This window comes from Mycoplasma sp. 480, from assembly GCF_051353065.1.
Taxonomy (GTDB): Bacteria; Bacillota_I; Bacilli_A; order Mycoplasmatales; family Metamycoplasmataceae; genus Mesomycoplasma_A.
In genome coordinates this window covers 857,291-880,088 of sequence record NZ_CP195722.1, presented here as the reverse complement: position 1 = coordinate 880,088, position 22,798 = coordinate 857,291, and the positions used below count along the sequence as shown (strand labels likewise).

The window sequence follows — 22,798 nt, the reverse complement described above, 5'->3', positions numbered from 1 at the left end:
TCAAGAGTAATTTAAACAAAATGTCTTATGTTACCTAAATACACTCAGATTTTACATTATATTATTTTATTTCCTTTTAATTACTCATTTTCCGAGTTTGGAAGAACCCTCATAACGTACCAATCCTTCCTTTTTCATTTTTCTTAAATGATAACGAACTCCATCTATTGTGATGTTTAATTTTTCTGATATTTCTTTTGTATTTATTAATGGATTTTTCTCTAATAAATTAAGAATTTGATCATATTTAAGAGTAGTTTTGGTGGTAGTTTTGGTGGTAGTTTTGGTGGTAGTTTTGGTGGTAGTTTTGGTGGTAGTTTTTTTAGAAAAACTATTATCAAAATTTTTATAAAATTCTTCATTTATTTTAATAATTGCATTGGTAAAATTACTTTTTTCATCCCCTGAACTAAATAGTAATTTAGGTGAATTATTTTGCAAAAGAGTTGATTTTGCTCTTCTTATCCCTGAACCATAAGATTCTATTAATTTCAGTGCAAAAAACATATTTTTGATTTCATTGTTTATATATTTTCTTTGATCGAAACTGGTTTCATTATTTAGAGATTCTATTGTTACTGGCGGTAATGGCTTGTTGTGGTTGATGAAAGAGATTCTATCTTTATAAATATAAATCCCAACAAATTCATTATTTTCATATTCTTTGTGTAAAATTGCGTTTGTTGCTAATTCTTTGAAAGTTGCAAGTGGATAATTATAAATAATTTTATGTTCTATTTTGTTATCTTCTCTTATTGTGTAGTATGTCATTATATTATTTTCAAAATACTTATTAACTTGTTTTACTTGAAGTCAAATTGGTCCATCAAATATTTTTTCTTCCATCTTGTCAGTACCATCTACTTCTCTAATCACTTTAACAAATGCATTAGGAATAAATTTACTTGGATTTTCTGCAAACATTAGAACAGCAAAATTTTTTGCTCGATAATTTTCAAATTTATTATCACTTATTAGTCCCATACTTTTTGCCATATCAATTTTAGACATTTCTATAATATCTTTTTTAGCATTTGTTAATATCAAATATTCTTTCATATATTCATAATTTAAATCATCAATTGTTGCAATATGATTTAAATTAGAACTAAAAGAATAGTTAGCAAATTTTCTTAAAAGTTCAAATTCTTCAAGGGGTTTAGGTAATCTTGTGTCTCTTCCTATTCTTATATATCGTCCAGGTTTTAATCCAATCTCTTTTTCTGCCTTTTCTGTTGTTTGAAAAGGTCCGTTATTATTGTCTTTTATAGCGATAATTAAATAATACTTGTCATCTATTTGATCAGTTAGGAGATTGTAATTTATTTTAGGGTAAATATTAACTAGTAGAGATTTTATTTTATTTTCTAGGCTTTCTATTTTTGATTCTTTTATACCTGTTATTGGGCGTTTTGGAAATGCTTTATCACCAGTAGTTGTATCATTTACTTCTTCAATTCCAATAAATAATAGACCAATTTCATCATTCATATAGTTATTAGCAAAAGCGCAAGCAGTTTTTAGAATTTTATCTTTAAAGTCTAAAGATTTTTTATATTCTATAAAACTATTTTCTATATTTTGGTTTTCAATGATTCTATGAGCAATTTTTTTGATGTCTGAAATTTTCACACTATCCCCTATCTTTTATAAATTATAATATATTTAATTTTATTATATCATTTTACAATTTTATATTTGAAATTAATAATTGATTTTAAAATATTTTGGTTTTATTTTGAAAATTTTGCAAAAAAGTATTATAATGAAATTATGGTTGCAGGAGGAAAAATGAAAATAACTAAAAATATTATTATTTATAATATCAAGAAGTTAATTATTAAAATTAACCAGTATTTTCATTTTTACTTTTTTAGGACTTTAAAATAAATTTATTTATTTAATAAAATAATAAACTAAACAAAATCCTAATTAAGTTTAGGATTTTTTACAACCTTTTTAAATAAAACAAAGGAGTTATCTAAAATGAAACTTAATTCCAATATAGCACTTAAAATAAATTATTTTAAGTTAACGTCTTTTTGATCGTTATTTTGAGACATTGTTTTTGTTATAAACTTTATCATATGTTTTGTTGGTTCATTTTATCTTATTAATACCAATTATGATTGATATACTTATCTTTTTTTCTGAATTGTTTTCTTTATTTGAACTTACCTAAGTATTATTGTCATTTTTCATATTTTATTTATAGTTTACTATCAAAAAAATAAATTTGTAACAGCAAGAAAAATACTTAGTATTATTATGTTTCTAAAATTTAATTTTAAATTATTTTCTGAATTTAAAATGGACAAAGAAACTAAAAATATATTCAAGGTAGCAAAAGAAATCAGTAAAAACAACCAAAATGCCTTATTTTTAGGTAGTTTTGCTTCCTATTTAACTTTTGAATTTAATAGGAAAATAAATGATTTGGACTTTTGTTCTCAAAGTAGCAAAGTTCTTAATTTAAGTAGTTTAAACTTAAATAATAATGAAAATTTAGTTAATACCAAATTAGTTGCAAAAGGAAAATATAAAAACATAAAAATTGATAGTTTATTATTTAGATTTATTCCAGAAGAATATTTAGTTAAAAAATATAATTTCACAATTCCTAATAAAGAATTTCAATTTGCCTCTAAACTTATTCAGTTATATAAACAACTCAATTTAGAAAATAAAGATGAAACCAAAATAAGTAATTTAATTTTGGATTTAAAACATTTAAGTTTGGAGAATTGGGAATTTTCTTTAGATTCTTTCAAAGAAATTTATAAAGATGTTATTTTACACTCATCTCAGTTTTCACTAATTTCAGCTTTTGATCAAATGTTAAAATATAATATTGATTTAAAAATTGAAAAGATTAGTTTTTTAAAAGAAGAAGAAATATTTCTTGAAATAAACTTTAAAAAAATTAGTTTATATTCCTTGTTGGAAAATTTAGAAACAAATTTTGAAGTAAAAACACTTAGAAAATCTTTTGATAATGAATATGATGATATTATGAAAAATTATGTTATTCATAATACTACATTTTCATTTGAAAATCCTGTATTTTTCTTTAAAAACGAAAAAGAAAAAGAAGAATTTTTAGAAGAACATAAAATTAATAAAAATTTTGCTTTGTTAGAAAATTTCTCTTTTGAAAATACTAGAAATTCTATGGATAGAAGAGAATTATATATGAGATTAATAGCAAAAAAATATGAAAAAATACTTGGAGAAAAAAATGAATAAGTTTGAATTGTTAAGTGTCTATATCAAATCTTTGAAAAGCACTAAATCAGTAATAATAAGTTTCTTTATTAGAATACTTTTAATTATCTATTTTTTAAGTATGGTATTACTTCTTTCTTTTATTTTAGTTCAAGATCCAAAAACAAAGGACGCTCCATTAATATTGATTATTGTGATTCCACTTTTTCTACTGAGTTTACTAACATTTATTAAACCTGTTTTTCTATTATTATATTTAAAAAGAGATTATAAGCAAATTGAAAAATTAATTCAAAATAAATTCCTTTTATTTTTACATAATTTTAGTTTTTACTTTATTCTTAAAAAAGTAGAAATTAAACTAAAATACTTAGAAAAATACAAAAAATTAAATATTTTATATAAAAAATAAAAGTTTAAAAAGTAAAGTTAATGAAAATAAATTCATATTATCAATAATAAAAGAATTAAAATTAAAAGCAAATTCCTAATAAAAATTAGGTTTTTGCTTTTTTCATAACTTATTAATCTTTTTTTGAATGTATAATTTTTAAAAGGACAAGAAAATATGAATATTAAACTTTTTACTTCTAAAGAATTGGAAAAACTAACTTCAACCGAAATGAATTTAATAAATTTTGCTTTAGATAATCCTAAAGAATTTTATAGTTTTTCCATTAAACAAATAGCATTAAAAACTTTTATCTCCACTTCAGTGATTTCAAAAGTTGTAAAAAAATTAGGTTTTAACTCATTAAAGGATATGCAATTCTATGTATTTCACAATTATTTGAATTCTAATGAAACACTAAATGGTATTAAAAAAGAAAAAATATAGAAATATTAAATAAATTATTTAATTATTATAAAGAATCAATTTTTCAAACTGCTCATTTAGTTGACTTAAAAGAAATTAATAATTTAGTTCATGATATTGTAAATTCGGAAAAAACTTATCTTTTTGGAGCAGGAAGTTCTTTTCTTTCTGCTGGCGAGTTGGGAATTAATTTGCAAAAAATCGGTTTGAATGCCTTACCTTTTAAAGATTTTCACTCCTTTTTACTTATATCAGCACAAGAAAGAAAAGAACAAGTTACAAATATTTTATTTTCAAAATCTTGTGATACAAAAGAAATTAAACATATTATAAATTTGTTTGAAGAGCAAAAAATTAAGTTTTATTTAATAACAGCAAACAAAACCATGAAAGAAAAATATCAAAATGTAATTATTTATCATACCTTAGAACAAGATAAAAGATTAGTATCCATTTCTTCCAAAATAAATCAACAATTTATAGCGGATTTGATATTCTTTCTTTTAATAGAACATAAGAATCATAATTATGATGAAATTTATTTAAAGAATTTAAAAATATTAGAAGGTTGAAATAAATAAGAAAAATATTTTTCTTAATTTTACATATAAAAAGTAAATTTTTTTCCTTTTTCCTTTTTGTTTTCTTTATAAAAATATAATTTTATTATAGACATAAGGAGGAAAAATGGAAATTTTTTCAAAAGATAAAATTTTTATCAACGAAGATTTAACAACTCAAGATGAAGTTTTTAATTTCATAGCTAAAAAAGCAAGTGAACTAAAAATAACTTCAGATTCTTATGAAGTTTATAAATCATTGATAAATAGAGAAAATCAAGTTTCAACTGGTATGGAACAAGAATTTGCTATACCCCACGCTCAGTCTGAATACATTGATAAACCAGCTTTATTTTTTATAAAGTTGAAAGAAAATATAGAATGAAAAACATTTGATAATTCTAAAGTAAAATACATATTTTCAATTTTAGTTCCATCTAAAACTGAAAATAATATTCATTTAGAAACATTAGCAAAAGTTTCTACAATGCTTTTAGATTCTCAAATGATTGAAAAACTTAAAAGTAGTTTGGATAAAGAAGAAATAGTAACTTTATTTAATAACTTTATAAGCAAGAAAGAAGAAACAAAAGTAAAAGATTTTAATGGTAAAAAAGTTATAGGTATAACTTCCTGTGCTGTAGGAATTGCTCATACTTATTTATCTGCAGAAACATTAGAAAAGAAATTAATAGAAAAAGGATATATTCCTAAAATTGAAACTCGTGGTTCAGTAGGTTCTAAAAATACTTTAACATCAAAAGATATTGAAGAAGCTGAATTTGTGATAGTAGCAAGCGATGTAGAAGTAGATTTATCGATTTTTAATAACAAAAAATTATATACAACTTCCACAAAAGAAGCAATCCACAATACTGAAGAAGTAATCAAAAAAGCAGAAAAATCTTCAGTGTATAAACACACTGAAAAATCAACAAATATAAAGGAAAATACAGATAAAAAAGGTTTATTAAAACATATTGTTACTGGTATTTCTTATATGATTCCATTTGTAATTTTTGGTGGGATCATGATTGCTTTATCTTTAGGAATCGGAAAAAGTATTTATGGAAATAATTCTGCAGCACCAAAAGGTGATTTTCTTTGATACATACTACAAATAGGAGTTGTATCATTTACCTTAATGATAGGTGCTTTGGGAGCATATATCGCTTATTCAATTGCTGGTAGAGCTGCAATAATGCCAGCATTTGTTGTCTCCACTGTTGCAAATATGAATAGTTTATTCTTTAGTATTGGTAACATAAGTGTTCAAACTCCAATGGGATTTTTAGGTTCAATTCTTTTTGGAATTTTAATTGGTTATACAGTTAAGTGATTAGCACAACTAAAAATTCAAAAATCTATTGCTGCAATAATTCCAATGTTTGTAATACCTATCGCTGTAACTTTATTTTATTCATTATTAGTTATTTTTATAATAGGAGCTCCTATTGGTTTTATAATGGATAAATTTATTAATGCACTACAAAACTTATTTAAAAGTGGTGGAGCATTAAATTTAGGAATTGCATTTCTAATTGGTGGTTTACTTGGTGGAATGGCAGGATTTGATATGGGAGGACCAATAAATAAAGTAGCCTTTTTAACTTCTACAGCCTTAGTTGCACAAAAAGTTTTTGAGCCAATGGGAATGGTTGCTGCTGCTATACCTGTAGCACCACTTGGAATGGGATTAGCAACAATAATTTTTAGAAAAAAATTCAATGAACAAGAAAGATCATTAGGTATTTCTGCTTTAATTATGGGATTTATTGGAATTAGTGAAGGAGCAATACCTTTTGCAGTAGCAGATCCAAAAAGAGTTATTACTGCTAATGTAATTGGTTCAGCAATTGCAGGAGCAATGGCTGGATTATTAAGTGTTACAAATGCAGCAGCTCATGGTGGACCTATTGTTGCAATTTTAGGAGCAGTTGGTTCTAATGTTCATGGTAGCGGATTAGGAATCTTATTCTTCTTTTTATCAATTATTGTAGGAACAACAATTACTTGTTTAATTTATGGATTTTGAAAAAATTCAAAATCATCAAATATAAATATAAACATACCTTTTTTAAATAATTTAAAAAATAAACTCAATTTAAGAAAAGGGGCTAAAAATGAATAAAATAAGTTTAAATAAAGACAAAGTAATTTTATATCTATTTATATCACTTTTCTTAATTTCTCTCATTATTGGTATAATATTAACAGTTTTAGGTACAGCAGATTATGATAAGTTTGTTGAGTTAAACAAACAATTATCAACACTAAAAGAAGGAAGTGAAAAATATAATTCTATTAGTAAGATGCTGGAAGCAGTTAACATCACTAAATTTATATATGGAATATTTTTATTATTAATTTCATTTCTATCATTAATTTTTAGTAGTTTGACTGCAAATTCATTATTTAACAAAAAAATGAGATAAAATGGAACAGATTATTTTTTTAAAACCATATTTTAAAAAAACTTTATGAGCAAATAACAACATAAAAAAGATTTTTAATTTAAAAGAAAATATTGGTGAAGCATGATTGATTTCAGCAATAAAAGATTGTGAATCAACCTTGAGCAACACAAATCAAAAATTTAGTGATTTTATAAAGGGAAATCCTTTATTTTTTGGTTTAGACAAAAATGAAGTTGAAACATTTGTTTATCCTAATTTAACTAAATTTTTAGATGCAAAATATCCTTTAAGCATTCAAGTTCACCCCGATGATGAATATGCTAAAAAATTTAATTCATTAGGTAAAAATGAATGTTGATATGTATTAGAAAATACAGGAAAACCCTTTATTTTAGGTTCTACAACAACAGAAAAAAAAGTTTTTGAAAAAGTTATTAATAGTAAAGAAACTGAAAAATATTTAAATAAAATAGAACTTAAAAAAGGAGATTTTGTTTTTATAGAATCTGGTTTAATTCACGGAATACCGGAAGAAACTATGGTTTTTGAATTGCAACAATCTAGTGATATAACTTATCGTCTTTATGACTATGAAAGATTGGATACAGATGGTAAAAAAAGAGAAATTCATATTAGAGAATCTCTTGAAACTATGAAATTAAATTTACAAGCTATTATTCAAAAACAACTAAATCAAGAAGGGTTTTACAATACAAAAAATTTTAATTTAACTAAAAAAGAAATAAATAATACTACAAAAATTATTGACACAACAAAAGCAAAACATTGTACAGAAGTTGTAGTTTTTGAAGGAGAAGGTTTTTTAAATAAAACCACAAGAATTAAACAAGGCGATGTTTTTATTATTTCTAAGCAAACTCCAAATTTTTCAATAAGTGGAAATATTAAAATTTTTATAAATTTTGTATAAATTAAAATCAACCATCTTAATTGTGGTTGATTTTTTTATAATTAAATCTTAATTTTCAAAAGTGTGACTTTTGGTTTCTAATTTGGGATTATTTTTGTCTGTAATGTCAAATATAGCTCTGTATGTTCTATTTTTATATTTTATTTTTCTGACTTGATAAGTATAACCATCAATATTTCAGGTATTTCTATATTCTCTTTCTGAATTTGTTTTGATATGAGTTACTGTTAAATTTATATAGGCGTCTGTTCCACCTTCTGATACAGGTACAATATGTTCAATATTTCATGCGTATTTAGAATCTTTTCCGTATTGGTTTAAATGTATTTCTCTTCCTGCATAATCATAAACAGAAGAAGCATCACCATAAATTTTTCTTCATAAAGAAATGTGTTTCATAAAAGTTCTCCTTTCATTTTTATAATTAATAAAACTCATTTTAAACTAGAAAAATTTTTAAAAATATTTACTCAAAATTTAATTTTTAAATTTTATTTAAAATGAGTTACTTTTATTTTACAAAAAAAAAAAAAAAACAAAGCAATTGGAACAAAAGAGTGCCAAATTTGAAATAATTTTTATTTTTTAAAACTTCCTTTAAAAATAAAAAATCTCTTTTTTTATCTTTTTAAAAGAAAAATGCTATAAAATAATAATATGAATTATGATGCTAGTAGTTTAAAAGTCTTGAAAGGACTTGAAGGTGTTAGAAAACGTCCAGGAATGTACATTGGTTCTACTGATGTTAATGGTTTACACCATTTAGTTTGAGAAATTGTTGATAATGCAGTTGATGAATGTTTAGCAAGTTTTGCTAAAAAAATAGAAGTAACTTTGAAAACAGATGGTTCTATTGTTGTTGAAGATGATGGAAGAGGGATTCCTGTAGATAAACACGAAAGTGGTTTAACAGGAGTAGAACTTGTTTTTAGTGAATTACATGCAGGTGGCAAATTTTCTGAAGGAGCTTATAAAACATCTGGTGGTTTGCATGGAGTTGGTTCTTCTGTAGTTAATGCATTATCTAAATGATTAAAAGTTTGAGTTTTCAAAGACGGAAAAGAATATTATACTGAATTTGAAAATGGTGGTTCTATAAAAAATAAAACCAAATTAATGGGAAATACAGGCAAAAGAGGAACAAAAGTTCACTTTTTTCCTGATTATGAAATTTTTAAAAAATCCAAATTTTCTTTTGAAACAATTAGTGAAAGATTAAGGGAGTCATCTTTTTTATTAAAAGGTATTACAATCAAAATTGTAGATGAAAACACAAATGAAAGTGAAACCTTTAAACACGAAAACGGAATTAAAGCTTTTGTTGAATTTATTAATGACTCAAAAGTTGCTATTAATAAAGAAATAGCAACTTTTAGTGATAGTAAAAATAAAATAGAAGTAGAGTTTGGATTTCAATATACAGATAGTTACTCTGAATCTATAATTTCGTTTGTAAATAATGTTAAAACCAAAGATGGTGGAACACATGAAATAGCAGCAAAAACTGCATTTACAAAGGTTTTTAATGATTATGCACAGGAAAAAAACCTTTTAAAAGGAAAAATTACATCTTTTGATGGTAGTGATATAAGAGAAGGTTTAACTTTAATTTTATCTTTAAAAGTTCCTGAATCAATTCTTGAATTTGTAGGGCAAACTAAAGATAAACTGGGAACTCCTGAAGCTAAAACAATAGTAGAAGAAGTTGTATCACGTGAATTAAAATTTTGAATCAATGAAAATAAAGAAGAAACTCAAAAAATTATAGAAAAGATTAAAAAATCTTTTGAAGCAAGAAATGCAGCAAGATTAGCAAGAGCAGAAATAAGAAAAACTAAAGATGCTTTAAGTGAAAAGAAAATTTTGTCAGGTAAATTAACTCCTGCACAAAGTAAAAAACCGGAAGAAAAGGAAATTTTTCTTGTTGAGGGTGACTCTGCTGGTGGAAGTGCTAAATTAGGAAGAGATAAAAAAACTCAAGCTATTTTACCACTAAAAGGTAAGGTAATAAATGCAGAAAAATCTAAATTATTAGATATTTTAAAAAATGAAGAAATTGCCACTATTATTAACACAATTGGTGCTGGTGTTGGAAGTGAATTTAACATAAAAAACGCCCAATATGGAAAAATTATAATAATGACAGATGCTGATACAGATGGTGCACATATTCAAATTTTATTATTAACTTTTTTATTTAGATATATGAAACCATTAATTGAATATGGAATGGTTTATATAGCCCAACCACCTTTATATAAAATAACAAGAAAACCTAAAAATCAAGTAGTTTATGCTTGAAGCGATGAAGAATTAAGAGAATTATTAAAAAATAAACCTAATTCAGAAATTCAAAGATATAAAGGACTTGGAGAAATGAATGCAGAGCAACTTTGAGAAACAACAATGAATCCTGAAACAAGAACTTTAATTAAAGTTTCAATTGAAGATGCTGCAATTGTGGAAAGAAGAGTTTCTATTTTAATGGGAGATAAAGTGGAATTAAGAAAAGAATGAATCAATAAAAATGTAGATTTTTCATTGGAAGACGATTTTGAAATTAATATAAATAAAACAGGAGCAAATAATGATATTTAATAAAAATAAAGAAAATTTTTTAGCTAAATCATTAGATGCTATTTTATCAGATCGTTTTGGTAGATATTCTAAATATATAATTCAACAAAGAGCTCTCCCTGATGCTCGTGATGGTTTAAAACCAGTTCAAAGAAGAATTTTATATTCAATGTGAGAATTGGGCTTAAAAAGCGATAAACCTTTTAAAAAATCTGCTAGGGTTGTAGGGGATGTTATTGGTAAGTACCATCCACACGGAGATTCATCTATTTATGAAGCTATGGTCCGTATGGCTCAAGAGTGAAAAATGAATGTTCCTTTAGTGGAAATGCACGGAAATAAAGGTTCTATTGACGATGATCCTGCCGCTGCAATGCGTTATACAGAAACTAGATTAAGTTTAATTACTAATTTAATGTTAGAATCAATTAATAAAGATACAGTTTCTTTTGCTCCAAACTTCGATGATTCAGAAAAAGAACCAACAGTATTGCCTTCTTTAATTCCTAATTTATTAATTAATGGAGCAAAAGGGATTGCTTCTGGTTTTGCTACAGAAATCCCACCACACAATTTAGGCGAAATTTTAGATGCTGCTATTGCCAAAATAAAAAACCCTAATATTGAATTGAGAAAATTATCAGATATTGTTAAAGGACCAGATTTTCCTACAGGTGGAACAATATACGGAAAAAACGGTATTTTAGATGCTTTTGAACGTGGTCAAGGAAGAATCGTTTTAGTTTCTAAATATAGAATTAATGAAGAAATTAATAAAAAATATATAGAAATTTACGAAATTCCTTTTGGTGTAGTTAAGTCCAAATTAATTAAAGATATTGACGAAATTAGAATCGATAAAAAAATTAATGGTATTAAAGAAGTTAGAGATCAATCAGATAGAAATGGAATTTCTATTATGATCGAAATTGAAAATGATACTAAAGTAGAATCTGTTTTAAATTATTTATTATTAAAAACAGAAATGCAAGTTTATTATTCTTACAACTCAATAGCAATTGAAAACAATGCACCTAAATTAATGTCTTTAAATAACCTTTTAGATGCTTATTTAAATCATGTTAAAACTTATAAAACTAAAGAGTTAAAATTTGATTTGGAAAAAGATAAAAGAAAATTAGAAATAACTCTCGCTTTAATTAAAGTTGGCGATATTACTGAAGAAGTAATTAGAATCATAAGAAATTCAGATAATTCAAAAAAAGGAGTAATTGAAGCTCTTATGAAAAACTTTGGTTTTAGTGAATTGCAAGCTACAGCAATTGCTGAAATGAGACTTTATAGACTTTCTAGAATTGATCAACAACTTTATATAGATGAAAAAAATATGCTTGAAAACAGAATTGAAAAGACATTAGATCTTTTAAACAACAAATCTTCTTTTGATCAATTTTTAGTTTCCATATTTAAAGACATTAAAAAAGAATTTGCTACAGAAAGAAAAACAGAAATTTTTGATGAAGAATTTAAAGTGGAAATAAATAAAGAAGAATTGATAAAACAAGAAGATTTTTATGTAGGTATTTCTCGCGATGGTTATATTAAGAAAGTTAATGTTAAAACATATGATTCCAATGAAATAAATTCTTACTTATTAAAAGAAAAAGATCCACTTTTATTTTTAGATAAAGTTGAGTCTATTGATAAACTTCTAATTTTTACAAACTTAGGAAATTATATTTATTTACCTGTTCATAAAATTGAAGAATCAAAATGAAAAGATTTTGGACTTCATTTAAATAGTTTTGTTTCTTTAAAAAACAACGAAAAAGTAGTAAGCGTTGTGGTTGTAAAAGATTTTGAAAAAAATAATTATATTACTATGGTTACAGCTCAAGGAATAGGAAAAAGAGTTTTAGTGAAAGATTTTGAAGTTTCAAGATTTAATAAAACAATTTGTGCTATAAAAATTAAGCAAGATATTGACTACTTAGTCAGTGCTAAAATAAGTGATAATTATAAAGATATAATAATTATTTCTAGTGAAGGAAAAGCAGTAAAATACAGCGAAATAGATATTCCTATTTATAACACCAATTCTTCTGGAGTAAAACTTATTTCTTTACCTAAAGATTCAATAGTTTCATCATTTGTTTTAGTAGATCAAGAAGATGATGTCCTTTTATTTACTAAAAAATCCCAATACAAAAAAATCAATGCTAAAAACGTTCCTTTTAGTAATAAAACAACTCAAGGAAAAATGATTTTTTCTCAAAACAAAGTTTCCAAATTTGATGTACTTGATTCAGTAGTTATTCAAAAAAATACAGCAATTTATGTTTTTGACTTAGATAATAATGTTTCGATTTTTAATTTTAATTCCTTAAATTATTCAACACCAGAAGAAGGGTTTACAAATAGCAAAAATAAAAACGCTTTTTATGTTGCAAAAATAAATGCTAATATTATTGGAGAAAACACTAAAAGAAACCAATATACAGAGACAAAAAAAGAAGTTCCTATTTCCAAAGAAAAGGGAAAATCCTTTATAAAAAAAGAAAAATCAACTAATAATACAAAGGAAATTGCTTCAGACAAAGAAACTAATAAAGTTCAAACAAACGCCGTTAAAACAGAGATGACTGAAGCAGAAAGAATTAAAAGAGCAGAAGAAAAATTAAAAAAATTAGAAGAATTAAATATAGATGAATTAATGAAAAAATTCAAAGATAAAATTAAATAAAAACTACTATTTTTGAAATTTAGTATGAATAATTTTGAAAAAAAATAAAACTTTTTTGAAAAAAATGTATAATATTAAAGTTAAATCAAAAAAGAGGAGAAAAATGAATATCATTGTTATTAAACGTATTTTTAATAAAAACATTGTTACAAAGATGATTAAAAACAATGATTTTTTCTTTAATTTCTTTGAGATATAATAAAAATTTTAATATTAATAAAATAAATATACTCTTATAGAAATTAGAAAAAACTAGTTTTTATAAGAGTTTTTATTTTAAAATATTTGAATTTACAGTAAGAAAGGAAAGGTATGAAAAAAAGAAAACTATTGATCGGTTTTTCTGTTCCTGCAGTTTTAATTGGAACATCAGCAACTGTTGTATCTTGTTCTACAATTGAACCACATTATAAAAGACAAGAAATTAGTTCAATTGTAAATTTAGCAACTTCAGGTTATAAAAAATTCGATCAAGATTTTAGTGTTGTATTAGGTTCTCCTTCTACACCTGCAAGTTACTTTACAACAGCAAATCTTTTTGCCACAGTTAGTTCAGGGCAAGCAGAATTCGAAAATGTAAAACCTAATAATGGAAATAAATTTGAAGAAGGTGTTTATAAAATCAAGAAACCTACTTATCAATGATATAGTTTAATATTAGTAGATAAAATTTATGTTACAGATTTAGATGGAACAATAAGCGTTTTTGATAATGATAAACACGAAAAAGGAATGTTTAATGAAGGAGAAGAAATAACTTCTGCTTTAGTTAAATTAACTTCAGATGATCCAAAATCAATAAACAGTTTAAACTTTTTAAATAAATTAAGTAAGGCATCTAAAATTCAATTAACTATTAAAAAAGATATTCCTTGAGTTAAAAGTAATGGACAAAAAAGTCAATATAATGTTGAATTAGAAGATTTTGTTTACGGTTGAAACAGAAAAATGCTTTATGGTGGTGACTATAGAGCAAGTCATGGTGGTTCTAAAAAAATAGATGATGATATTATTAGAAAATATTCATTAGGTTCATCAAGTAGTTTTGATAGTACAAACCACGTTTCAAATGATTATCTCTTTAAAGTTTTTGGAATTCAGAAAGATAACTTCTCAAAATCAGAAACATTTATTACTGATATTAAAGATACAAATGAAAAAGGACTAACATTTTTAAAAATTGAAAATAAAGAGGCTAATTTTAATGAATTATTTAAAAAATTATTATTAGATTCTACTTATTTTAGTCCTGTATCACATAAATTTATCGACGATAGAAACAAACAAATTTTTGATATTACTGGAAAACACGAAGGAGAATTTGGTGAAACAGGTGATGCATTTAAATATGCATATTACTGATATGGAAAACAATATGATGAAGATCAATTATATGCTTCACCATATTTACCTTTTTATTTATCAAACGATAGAACAGTTTATATAAGAAATGATTATTATGCAGAGACAGGTTGAAAAGAAAAAGAGGCAACTTCAGTTAAAAAAATAACATCAAGATATAATTTATATCCAGATTCAGTTCAATTTAATAGTGCTCAATTTAATAATTACTTAGAAGGAACAGTTTCAATTCTTCCATATTCTAGTTTATCAGATGCAAATAAATCAATAATTTATAAAGATTTATCACAAATTCATTTTAGAAAAACACCTGATAAAGGGCTTTATAAAGGAAGTTTATCTAAAGACGTAATTCCAGGTGCCAGAGATTTACTTGAAAAAGGAACAAACTTTAATGGTGGTCAAGCTGATAAAAAATACTACTTCAATGATAACTATGCTAAATTAGCTTTTGGTAGTTCTATTGAAGAATTAGCAAAAGGAAAAGCAGAGCTTGGAAAGACATTATTTACAGGAAAATCCTTTGCATTTAGAACAATTATCGATGCTTTATGAAATAGTTATACATACATAAAAGATAACTCTAAAACTGCAATTCCTTGACTTTCAATGATTGGTCCAGACAATCATTTAGGTGGAAGTGAGTTAGATGGAAAAACAGCAAGAGACTTTTATGACGATATCAACACAACTTTTTCTATAAATGAAAGTGGAGAAATATTTTATACAAAAACTATTGAAGAGCAAAGAAAACAATATTTAGATAATTTACAAGATAAAAACAAACAATATGAAGCACCAAGAATTGAAGTTTTAAAAGCTGAATTGAAAAAAATACTTGATGATTTCTATGCAGAAAATCATTTAGATGCAAGTAAAGATAAAATTGAGTTTTCAATTTCTAATAGATATAGAAATGAAAGTTCATCTAAAATCGCTTCACTTGATTCTGTAATTGATATGATGAATAAATTAGACAATAGATTAAAAATCAATTCACAAGCAGAATTTAAATCAGAAGATGTTTGAAATGTTTTAATCTTAGGTTTAGGAAATTCACAAATAGTAGGTTGAAGTGCTGACTATGATGGTTCCGGAACCTTTATTGATGGTTCCGGACAACTAAATGGAAGTCCACTTTATTTAGCAATCGCTCATTTTGCTGAATTACCAAGTGATAGTCCTTACGTTAAATCTTTCCCAGAATTCAAAAAATATGCAGATGCTTTTAAAACAGAATTTGAAAAAGAAAGATTAGCTTATCCAGATAAAAAACAAGCATGATTACCTTTTTCAGAATGAATAAAAGCAACAAATGCATATGATGCTAATTATGAAGATATTCAATACGAATATGAATATGAAAAAAATGCAGATGGAACTCCAAAAGAAGTTGATAAAGATGGAAATGCTGTTCCAAAATTAAATGATAAAAAAGAAAAAGTATATGTATTTACTGGTGAAGGATTAAATAAAAAACCAGTTTGATCACAAAAATACAAATGAGTATTAAATAAAACAACAAATAAATATGAGAAAAAATTTGAACCAAGAAAAGTTTCTGGAAAAAACTCAGTTATTAATTTCATTTCTAATGTTACTTTCTATGATCAAACAACTAAAAAATACTTTAAAGATCAAACATTAGAACAAGAATTTGAAGAAAATGGAAAAAAAGTTAAAAAAGTATTTAATCATAGTTTAAACAAATGAGTTGATGCAAGTGCAGAAAATGAATTTAATGAATTAACTGCTATTTTTAACTTAAATTATGAATCAAAAGCTACAAATAAAGAAATAGTAGAACTTGCTAAAGAAATTAGAGTTTTAACTGGTTATGTGCCAGAAATCGATTTAAGTACAAGTTCAAACGTTCCTTCAATATCAATTTGAAATAAACATATCGAAATTCCACTATCAGAATTTGAGTATATACCTTATGGAGATGTGGTTATAAGAAAAGGAGATAAATAGAATGTTTAAATACTTTTTTAAGAGGCTTGGTTTAGCTATTATCACCTTTTTTATAATTATTTTTATAGTATATTTATTACAAGCTTCATTTGGTAAAAGTCCTTTTACCGAACAAAGTTTACAAGATGCCGCAAAAAGATTAAATCCAACAGGTGATGAAAACTTAAAAATCGATCCTAAATCATTTTATGGTTTTGATAAAGATCCAGTAACAAGGTTTGTTTTATGATTTAAAGATTTCTTTACAGGAAATGCAGGAATAATTTATTCAGACACAAGTGATTATAGTCAAAATATTCCAAAATTATTTTTTGAACCTTTAAGATGAACAATTGCTGTATCATTACCAGCGTTTGTATTAAGTGTTATTATTGGTATATCTTTAGGAGTAATTGCTGCTTATAATAGAGGAAAATGAATAGATAGTGCAATAACAACTTTTGTTACACTATTTGTTGCTTTACCAGCTTTTGTTATAGCACCTATTATTGTTTTAATTACTTCAAAAGCAGGATTACCATTTGAATTTAAAGATCCAAGAGATGTTCCTGTTGATATTACAATTGCTTCTTTAATAACACCAATCATTGTATTTACTTTATCATCATTGGCTGGATATACAATTTTTGTTAGAAATCAAGTTGTAACAGTTTTAACTTCAAATCAAGTTTTAATTGCCAAATCAAAAGGATTATCTAAGTGAAATATCTTTAAAAAACACGTTTTAAGAAACGCATCTGTTATTTTAGTAGGATCTATTTTATTCTCATATATAGGTTTACTATCAGGAAGTATTATTTTAGAAAAATTCTTTAGAATTCCTGGATCATCATCAATTATTGTTAATTACACTGAACAAGGAGAAATTAACGTTATTATGTTCTCACTTGTGTTCTTTACATCATTATCGATGGTTACATTAATATTTGTGGATATGTCTTATGCATGAATGGATCCAAGAATTAAAATTGCTAATTCAAATAGTTCTAGAAACTATTGATTATTATTTAAAAATTATTTAGTTAGAAGAAAAAGTTATCAAGGAGGGAAAAAATAATGGAAAAACAAAATTCAAGTTTAGCTTTTGAGAAAAAATATAAATTTTCCAAAGCTGATAAAGAACTTTTAAAACTTTCTGCCGCTAATAAAGATATTATTTCTTCATCTTCTGTAACCGGAAAACCTTCTAAACTACTTTTAGATGTTATTAAGAGGTTTTTTGCAAATAAATATGCAGTTATTGCTTTAGTTATCTTTATTTTATTAATTATTACAGCATTTATTTCTTGGCTAACTTCACCATTTTCAACAACTAAACCTATTTCTGGTGCTTCTCTTTCTTTAATTAAAGAGTTAAAACCAAGTTTTGAAGGAGATGTTACTTTTACCTTATCTACTGAGTTATTAGATAAAATTCATAAGCTAAATCCTGAACTAATAAAAGGAGAAGCAACAAACATCGCTCCAGAAACTTGATTAGTAACTTTAAATCCTTATGAAGTTATTAACGCTTTAAATGGAGATGAACATTCAAAAATTTATGCCTTTATGGGAACTGACTCATACGGAAGAGATATTTGATTAAGAACTTGAGTTGGAACATTAAACGCAATAGGAATTGCTTTTGCAATTGCAATTATTGAAACAATTATCGGAGTATCTGTCGGTGCTTTTCTTGGATTTAACGTAGGAAAAAAAATAGATACATACGGACTAAGATTAATTGAAATTTTTAATGCAATCCCTTGAGTAGTATTATTTATAATCTTAATTGGAATTTTTGGAACTAACACACCGGCAATTATTTTAATTCTATCATTAACAGGTTGAACCGGTGCTGCTGACACCACTAGATCCTTTACTATTACAGTAAAAGACGAAGAATATATTTATGCTTCACAAGCGATAGGTGCTTCAAAAATGAGATTAATATTTGCTCATATTTTACCTGCAATTTCCGGAAAATTAGCAAATAGTTTTGTTTTAAGAATTACCGCTGGAATTCAAGCAATAGCAGGAATTGCATTCCTTGGATTTATTAAAGAAGGTACAGATTCAGTACCTAATTTAGGACTTTTAATTACAAGTTCAGCAAGTTTAATTAATCAAAACCCTTGAGCACTTGCTTTCCCTTCAATTATTTTATTAATTATTTCACTTTCACTAAGATTTGTGGCATTAGGATTCCACGATGCCCTTGATCCAAAAGTTGTTAAAAAAGGAGCTAAATAAATATGGAAAAAGACTTAAATAAAGAAGAAATCCTTTTAAAAGTTAAAAATTTAAGAGTTTCCTTTAAAGATAAAAAACAAAAATTTATTAACATAGTACGTGGAGTGGACTTAAAAATTAAAAGAGGAGAAATTGTAGGATTAGTAGGTGAATCAGGTTCAGGAAAAACAGTAACTTCTAAAGCTCTTTTAGGAATAAATGAATTAGCTTATACCAAAAGTGATCAAATGGAAGTTTCTGGAATTGATATTTCCAAATTTACAAAAGATAAAGAATGATTAAAAATAAGAGGTAAAAAAATAGGTTATATACCTCAAGATCCGTTAACAGCCCTAAATCCAACTAGAACAATTGGAAAACAATTACTAGATGTTTTAGAAAAAGATTCTAGATTTAAATCAAAAAGTGAAAAAATTGATTACTTAGTAAATTTACTTGAATCTTTTGGAATTACTGAAGCAAGAAGTAGATTTAATGTTTATCCACATACTTTAAGTGGTGGGCAAAAACAAAGAGTTGTGATAGCTATGGTTGTAGCAGCGCAACCAGATTTAATTATTGCTGATGAACCTACAACAGCTCTTGATCCAACAGTTCAAGCATCCGTTTTAGCTTTATTTAATGAAATAAGAACAAAATACAAAATTTCTTTAATTTTTATTTCACATAATATTTCAGTAATTGCTAAATTCTGTGATTACATTTATGTTTTATATGCAGGAAAAGTCGTGGAAAGAGGAACGAGAAAAGATATTTTCACTGACCCAAGACATCCATATACTTGAGCTTTAATTAGTGCAATTCCTGAAAACAAAAATCAAAAACTTTACAACATAAAAGGAACCCCACCAGATATGGCTAATTTACCAGCTGGAGATCCCTTTGCACCAAGAAATGATTATGCTTTAGAAATTGATTTTGAAAAAGAACCACCTTTAATTGAGATTTCTAAAACTCATGCTGCTGCTACCTGATTATTACACCCAGATGCACCAAAAGTAGAATTAACAGAACAACTAAAAAGTAGATTAAAATTATTTAGAGAGGTTTTTAATAAAAATGAATAAAAATACGGAAAAAACAATATTAGATGTTAAAAATCTTAAAAAGTATTTTTACAATAAAAACGGAATTGTAAAAGCTGTTGATAAAATTAATTTCAAACTTTTTGAAGGAGAAGTTTTAGGATTAATTGGTGAATCAGGTTCAGGTAAAACAACTGTAGGTAGATCTATCATTAGATTATATGATAGATATAATGGACAAGTAACATTAGAAAATAGAATTATTTCTGGTAAAAAAATCGGAAGATCAAAAGACAAATTTATGAGAAAAAATATGCAAATGATTTTCCAAGATCCACACGCTTCTTTAAATGGACAAAAAAATATTTATTCTATTTTAAAAGAACCTTTAAAAGTTAATGGAATCATTAAAGACAAAATGGTGGATATTTTTAAAGATTGACAACAAGTTACTTCAAACTTCCATTATACTTTTTTAAGAAGATTCAAAGAGCAAAGATTAGATAACTTAAATAGTACTATTTTTGAAGCTAATGAATATTTTAAAGAATGAGAATTTCACTTTGATGACTTTGCTTCATTTGATCAATTATTTGAATCTAACACATATGAAGATATTTTCAATGCTTACTTTTCATATTTAACAAAAAGACAATTTCACGAATCAAAAGCTATTAATTTTATGTATAAAGGAGTTACTAATTTAAGTAATTTCTATTTCGAAAAACAAAAAGAATATAGAAATGGTGAATTGAGCTATGATGAAAAAGCATTAAGAGAATCAAAAGCAGCATTAGTTAAAGCAGAAGAATTAATCAAAAATTCAAGAGAAAATGTAGCGATTTTGGAACAAATTGCCCAAAAAGAAAAAGAGTTAAATGATTTCCAAACTTCTTGAAAAGAAAAGTGTACTAATTCCAAAAACTACGTAAAAAGCTATATTTATGAATTTAAATCAGAATATTTAATCAATTTAGATAACGCTTTACTTTCAACAGATTACAAAAACTATTCTTTTTTCTACAAAAGAGCAGTTATCAATTTATTTACAAAGGAATTTTTAAAAAATAAATCCTGATCTGGTGATTTAAAAAGTAATTTATTTTATTGATTATCTATCGAAGAAATTGATAAAATGGTTGAATTATTTAATAATCACAATAAACTTTTAATAGAAAAATATGAAAATAAATTTTTAAAAATACCTAACGAAAATAATGAGTTTTGAACTTCTAAAAAAGAATTAAAATCAGAATTACTTGCAGAATTTGCTAATGTTGATTTAGAACACTTTTTAAAAACAGCAGCAGATAAAAAAGTATTATATAAAAACAAAATTAAAGGTATTAAAGCAGAAATTGAAAAACTTAAAAAATCACTTTCAAAAGAAAAACATATTTTAGAAGAAGATAAAGTTAAATTCAATCTTTTACAAGCTATTCATAAGAAAAATAAACATATTTTTAATCACGAATTAGAAGACTTCAAAAAAGATTTTAAAGTATGAGAAACTAACATTAATGCTGAAATTAGCAAACAAGAAAAAGTTATAAAAAGCATAAGTGAAAAACAAAAAGTATTAGATGCAAAATTTGCTGAAATTCACAAAAGATTTTTAGTTTGAATTCACCAAAAATTAATAGCTGATGGATTAAATGCTCACGAAGTAAAAATTCAACTAGAATCATATAAACAAAAAGTAAATGAAAAATATTCATCTCTTAATTCATTTAATTTAGAATTAAAAGTATTAAGAAAAATTTATAATAGAATTACTTATTTACTTGGATTACACAACAACAATCAAAATCTAACAATAACTAAAAAAGTTGTTAAGAAAACTTTATATGATGAATCAATTTATAATGCACTTGAAGAAGTTGGTTTATTAAGACAGTTTGCTTATCGTTACCCACATGAATTTTCTGGTGGTCAAAGACAAAGAATAGTTATTGCAAGAGCATTAATAAGTGAACCAAAAGTTATTATTGCTGATGAACCAATAGCTTCTCTGGATATTTCTATTCAAGCACAAATTGTTAACTTACTAAAAAGTTTAGTTGATAAAAAAGGAATTGGATTAATTTTTGTTGCTCACGACTTATCAATGGTTGAATATATTGCTGATAACATTATTATTATGCATCTTGGAAAAATAGTTGAAAGAGGAAAAACAGAAGAAATTTATTCCAATCCAAAACACCCTTACACAATCAACTTATTTAAATCTATTCCAAAAATGTCAAATGCTAACGAACCATTTGAAGCATCTAATTTTGAATTAGATTATTTAAAAGAACAAAATTTCCCTAATGTTATTGAAGAAGAATTAGTTGATAATTCTTCAACACACAAAGTTTATGGAACAAAAAATCAATTGAATAAATGACTAAATAAAAATGAATAAAATTAAATTTTTTTGAAAAAATAAAATAATTAGAAAACTGAGAAAAATAGATTATATTTACTTAGTTTTCTGAATTATTACTTTTAGTGTTTTATTTCTCTTAATGACTTTAACATTTAATAAACTGAATTGATATAAGTCTTTATTTACAATTTCTTTTTTAATATTAGGAGTTACAGTTTTAGCTCTTGTTATAAAATGAGGACTTTTTGATATTTATTCTAAAGGAATAAAAAATTGAAACATAAAAAGAGAAAATAAAATATTAAAAGAAAATCAAATGGAAGAAAAAGAATTAATTTCAATTGAAAAATTAAGACAAGACAATAAAGAAAAAAGTTACCTAAATATTTTTATTGGTCTTGTTTGCTTTCTTATTTTATTTATCATTTCTTTGCCTTTCATTTTAATGTAAAGCAGTTAATACTGCTTTTTTTATTTTTAACAATTGATATATTACATATTTAATTTTTTAAATAATAGGCCATTTATTATTATAATGTAAATAATATATATGGAAAAAACCTTTATTTTCTCTATTAAAGGGCTTTTTATGTAATTTTATAT

General features: G+C 24.9%; 17 protein-coding genes. 15 read left to right on the top strand and 2 right to left on the bottom strand.

Annotated elements, in window-relative coordinates; translation table 4 throughout:
• Positions 1-66 precede the first annotated feature (66 nt).
• On the bottom strand, positions 67-1,632 hold the full coding sequence (locus tag ACR34G_RS03690; RefSeq protein WP_436358626.1) for an RNA-binding domain-containing protein: 1,566 nt from the start codon (positions 1,630-1,632) through the stop codon (positions 67-69).
• 354 nt (positions 1,633-1,986) lie between these two features.
• Here ACR34G_RS03690 and ACR34G_RS03685 point away from each other — a divergent pair, with 354 nt between their 5' ends.
• The 7 genes from ACR34G_RS03685 to ACR34G_RS03655 all read left to right on the top strand — a co-directional run bounded on the left by ACR34G_RS03685 (position 1,987) and on the right by ACR34G_RS03655 (position 7,950).
• A complete protein-coding gene (locus tag ACR34G_RS03685) occupies positions 1,987-3,246 on the top strand; it encodes an MAG4530 family protein (protein WP_436358625.1) in 1,260 nt (419 codons plus the stop codon).
• Positions 3,239-3,637 (top strand): hypothetical protein, encoded by a 399-nt coding sequence (locus tag ACR34G_RS03680; protein ID WP_436358624.1) that lies wholly within the window; start codon positions 3,239-3,241, stop codon positions 3,635-3,637. Before ACR34G_RS03685 ends, ACR34G_RS03680 begins: the two co-directional genes overlap by 8 nt.
• A gap of 156 nt (positions 3,638-3,793) precedes the next feature.
• Positions 3,794-4,063 (top strand): hypothetical protein, encoded by a 270-nt coding sequence (locus ACR34G_RS03675; RefSeq protein ID WP_436358623.1) that lies wholly within the window; start codon positions 3,794-3,796, stop codon positions 4,061-4,063.
• Positions 4,064-4,233: 170 nt separating this feature from the next.
• Entirely contained in the window at positions 4,234-4,623 is a 390-nt protein-coding gene (locus ACR34G_RS03670) for a hypothetical protein (RefSeq protein WP_436358622.1), read from the top strand.
• Between the two features lie 106 nt (positions 4,624-4,729).
• The gene (locus ACR34G_RS03665) at positions 4,730-6,733 is read left to right on the top strand and encodes a PTS fructose transporter subunit IIABC (protein ID WP_436358621.1); all 2,004 of its coding nucleotides are present in this window, start codon (positions 4,730-4,732) and stop codon (positions 6,731-6,733) included.
• Positions 6,726-7,037: a hypothetical protein gene (locus ACR34G_RS03660; RefSeq protein WP_436358620.1), complete on the top strand. Its 312-nt coding sequence runs from the start codon at positions 6,726-6,728 to the stop codon at positions 7,035-7,037. The genes ACR34G_RS03665 and ACR34G_RS03660 overlap by 8 nt, the downstream gene beginning before the upstream one ends.
• A gap of 1 nt (position 7,038) precedes the next feature.
• Positions 7,039-7,950, top strand: a complete 912-nt coding sequence (locus tag ACR34G_RS03655; RefSeq protein WP_436358619.1) for a type I phosphomannose isomerase catalytic subunit — start codon at positions 7,039-7,041, stop codon at positions 7,948-7,950.
• A 48-nt stretch (positions 7,951-7,998) separates the two neighbouring features.
• On the opposite strand, the gene ACR34G_RS03650 is transcribed toward ACR34G_RS03655, so the two are convergent.
• Entirely contained in the window at positions 7,999-8,349 is a 351-nt protein-coding gene (locus ACR34G_RS03650; RefSeq protein WP_436358618.1) for an HNH endonuclease domain-containing protein, read from the bottom strand.
• A gap of 258 nt (positions 8,350-8,607) precedes the next feature.
• Here ACR34G_RS03650 and parE point away from each other — a divergent pair, with 258 nt between their 5' ends.
• From parE to ACR34G_RS03610, 8 genes are all read left to right on the top strand, one after another.
• Complete coding sequence (gene parE / locus ACR34G_RS03645; RefSeq protein WP_436358617.1) at positions 8,608-10,548, top strand: DNA topoisomerase IV subunit B; 1,941 nt, start codon at positions 8,608-8,610, stop codon at positions 10,546-10,548.
• Complete coding sequence (parC, locus tag ACR34G_RS03640; RefSeq protein WP_436358616.1) at positions 10,538-13,231, top strand: DNA topoisomerase IV subunit A; 2,694 nt, start codon at positions 10,538-10,540, stop codon at positions 13,229-13,231. The genes parE and parC overlap by 11 nt, the downstream gene beginning before the upstream one ends.
• A 312-nt stretch (positions 13,232-13,543) precedes the next feature.
• The gene (locus ACR34G_RS03635) at positions 13,544-16,567 is read left to right on the top strand and encodes an OppA family ABC transporter substrate-binding lipoprotein (RefSeq protein ID WP_436358615.1); all 3,024 of its coding nucleotides are present in this window, start codon (positions 13,544-13,546) and stop codon (positions 16,565-16,567) included.
• A 1-nt stretch (position 16,568) separates the two neighbouring features.
• Positions 16,569-17,624 (top strand): ABC transporter permease, encoded by a 1,056-nt coding sequence (locus ACR34G_RS03630; RefSeq protein WP_436358614.1) that lies wholly within the window; start codon positions 16,569-16,571, stop codon positions 17,622-17,624.
• Entirely contained in the window at positions 17,624-18,799 is a 1,176-nt protein-coding gene (locus ACR34G_RS03625; protein WP_436358613.1) for an ABC transporter permease, read from the top strand. Before ACR34G_RS03630 ends, ACR34G_RS03625 begins: the two co-directional genes overlap by 1 nt.
• 2 nt (positions 18,800-18,801) lie before the next feature.
• On the top strand, positions 18,802-19,866 hold the full coding sequence (locus tag ACR34G_RS03620; protein WP_436358612.1) for an ABC transporter ATP-binding protein: 1,065 nt from the start codon (positions 18,802-18,804) through the stop codon (positions 19,864-19,866).
• Positions 19,859-22,231 carry an ATP-binding cassette domain-containing protein gene (locus tag ACR34G_RS03615; protein WP_436358611.1) on the top strand — a complete coding sequence of 791 codons (2,373 nt, stop codon included), beginning with the start codon at positions 19,859-19,861 and terminating at the stop codon, positions 22,229-22,231. Before ACR34G_RS03620 ends, ACR34G_RS03615 begins: the two co-directional genes overlap by 8 nt.
• Positions 22,224-22,646 (top strand): DUF3899 domain-containing protein, encoded by a 423-nt coding sequence (locus tag ACR34G_RS03610; RefSeq protein ID WP_436358610.1) that lies wholly within the window; start codon positions 22,224-22,226, stop codon positions 22,644-22,646. The genes ACR34G_RS03615 and ACR34G_RS03610 overlap by 8 nt, the downstream gene beginning before the upstream one ends.
• The last annotated feature ends 152 nt before the right edge of the window (positions 22,647-22,798 follow it).